The sequence below is a fragment of the Streptomyces sp. URMC 123 genome, assembly GCF_051386515.1.
Taxonomy (GTDB): domain Bacteria; phylum Actinomycetota; class Actinomycetes; order Streptomycetales; family Streptomycetaceae; genus Streptomyces.
On record NZ_JBPQTV010000646.1, the window covers coordinates 1 to 969 of the forward strand.

At 78.1% G+C, this 969-nt stretch carries 1 pseudogene; it reads left to right on the forward strand.

Annotated features, from left to right (window positions below):
• Positions 1 to 717: pseudogene (locus ACSNOD_RS31410) on the forward strand (hypothetical protein); the annotation flags it as partial.
• Positions 718 to 969 lie beyond the last annotated feature (252 nt).

Consider the following 969-nt stretch of genomic DNA (forward strand, 5'->3'; position numbering starts at 1 on the left):
CCCCCGCCCCGAACGGCGGCCCCGCCCCCGCGCCCCGCGGGCGACAGCGAACCGACCCCCGCCGGCTCCTCCGGCGAGCCCTCGCCGAACTGGTGGCACAAGCCCGCCGGCCCCTTCCGGACGGGCGGCCGGATCGCGGCCGACACCGTACCGGGGTTCGTCGGCGGCATCGAGGTGCCGGAGATGCTGGAGCCGCCGCCGGACGAGGACGACGACGCGCGGGGGACCGAGCGGGACGGCGACGAGGACGCCACCGCGCCCCGCCGGCGCGGCCCCGGCACCCGCTCCGGGCGGCTGTTCTCCGGCGGCCTGAACCCCCGCGTACGCAAACGCTCCGCCGCCCGGCGCCGGGCCGGCGTCGAGGAGGCGTGGGACGACGGCGCCCCGGGGCTCCGGCGCCGTACGGCCCTCAGCCCGTTGCCGCTGCTGGCCGCCGTCCTGCTCCTGGCCGGCGCCATCTTCGGCAACTGGATCGCGCTGGCGCTCGGCTGGCTGCTGGCCTACGTCACCGCGCGCCCGGCGGCGCTGGTGCCGCCCGGACTGGTCGCGGCGGGCTGGCTGACGTGGCTGTGGGGGCGGCTCGAAGGCCGGTGGGGGGACTCCCTTTCCGAGGGCGGCATGGGGGAGGCGCTTTCCGACTCCTGGCCGGTGGTCGTCCGCGTCGCGGCCATCGCCTCGGCCCTCTTCCTGACCTGGCAAGCCCGCCGGCGCGTGTGATCCGCCCGGCGGACCACTCATGCGCGGGTCGCGGTCCCGCCTGAGCCAGGCACGCAGGGAGTGCGACCCACACCTCCCGCCCCTTCGGGGCGGCTCCTCATCCCCCCGGCCGGAGGCCGGGGCAAAGACCCCGCCCCTTCGGGGCGAAGCCCTATTTCCCCGCCCCTTCGGGGCGGGGGTTGGTGGTTGCGGTCGTGCGCTCTGTTCGTGGGTGGGTCGGTGCCGCGCCGGGGTACCTCCTCGGCGGCGCAC